Source organism: Deltaproteobacteria bacterium, assembly GCA_011773515.1.
In the GTDB taxonomy this organism is placed as follows: Bacteria; Desulfobacterota; Deferrimicrobia; order J040; family J040; genus WVXK01.
In genome coordinates this window covers 12,670-13,643 of sequence record WVXK01000031.1, presented here as the reverse complement: position 1 = coordinate 13,643, position 974 = coordinate 12,670, and the positions used below count along the sequence as shown (strand labels likewise).

General features: G+C 51.5%; 3 protein-coding genes. All 3 read right to left on the bottom strand.

The features are described from left to right. The coding region (locus GTN70_03675) for a hypothetical protein (protein ID NIO16088.1) at positions 1-214 on the bottom strand (214 nt) is incomplete at its 3' end. Continuing rightward, a complete protein-coding gene (locus GTN70_03670) occupies positions 198-446 on the bottom strand; it encodes a hypothetical protein (GenBank protein NIO16087.1) in 249 nt (82 codons plus the stop codon). The genes GTN70_03675 and GTN70_03670, both read right to left, overlap by 17 nt. Positions 447-614: 168 nt before the next feature. Next, on the bottom strand, positions 615-974 hold a 360-nt coding region (locus GTN70_03665; GenBank protein ID NIO16086.1), incomplete at its 5' end, for a sigma-54-dependent Fis family transcriptional regulator.

Here is a 974-nt window from a genome sequence, read left to right as displayed (position 1 = left end):
GAAATGCTTTCCTGACTTCCCGGACGCTCTTTCCCGAAGAGATGCTCGCTGTCCTTGCGAACTTTTTCGAGAAGCGGTGGATCCTGTGGAGGGTGAATGTTGTCAGTGCAAGGTCGATGGACAAAAAGACAAGGAGCGCAACGATTATGGAGCCGAGCACTGCTTCTACGAGAACGCTCCCCCTGTTGCGAATCTGTCTACTTTGACGTGGCATAGTCGCTCAGGGTCTTCTTGTTCTGCTCTTTTTTGGATGACTTCGACAGGTCCTTTACTTTGAATCCATGGCCCGAAAGGGCTGATATGATCGCGTGAAACTGGTTTCGCACTTGGTTGCCGAAAATATTTACGATCCCGATGGCGGCGATTGCGACCAGGGCAAGGATAATGATGTACTCCGTCAGCCCCTGAGCTTTCCGACACTTTGCTTTGCTCTGTTTCCGCTCCATTTTGCATCCTCCCCGTTTTTTTTCGGTGAGGATTGCAAACATGATGCCGGAAACTTTCCGGGGGAAGGGAGTGTAAATCGTTGATTTACCGATTGCGATCAAAGAGAGGGAGCTCTTTGATAAGGACCGGGAGTATTAAATCCGTACCGGCGTCTTATTCTCGTACCATCACTGCATATCCGGTGTCTTTATGTCGTACCGCCGCAGCTTTTCAAAGAGGGTCGATTTTGCTATGCCGAGGTTTTTCGCCGCCCTCGTCTTGTTCCACTTCGTTCGGTTCAGCTCCTTCACGATCGTTTCCCTTTCCGCGAGGTCAATTTTCCGCAACGCAGCCCGGGGGGCAGGGGGATCCCCCGGCCCCTGGATCGAATGAGATTCCACGCGTAAAAGCTCCTTTATGATATACGGGGAAATTTCATCCTCCTGCGTCAGAACGGCAGCCCTGTTGATGACATTTTTCAGCTCTCTCACGTTTCCCGGCCAGGGGTATTTCGCAAGGACATCGAGGGCTTCATCCGTGATAGCCTT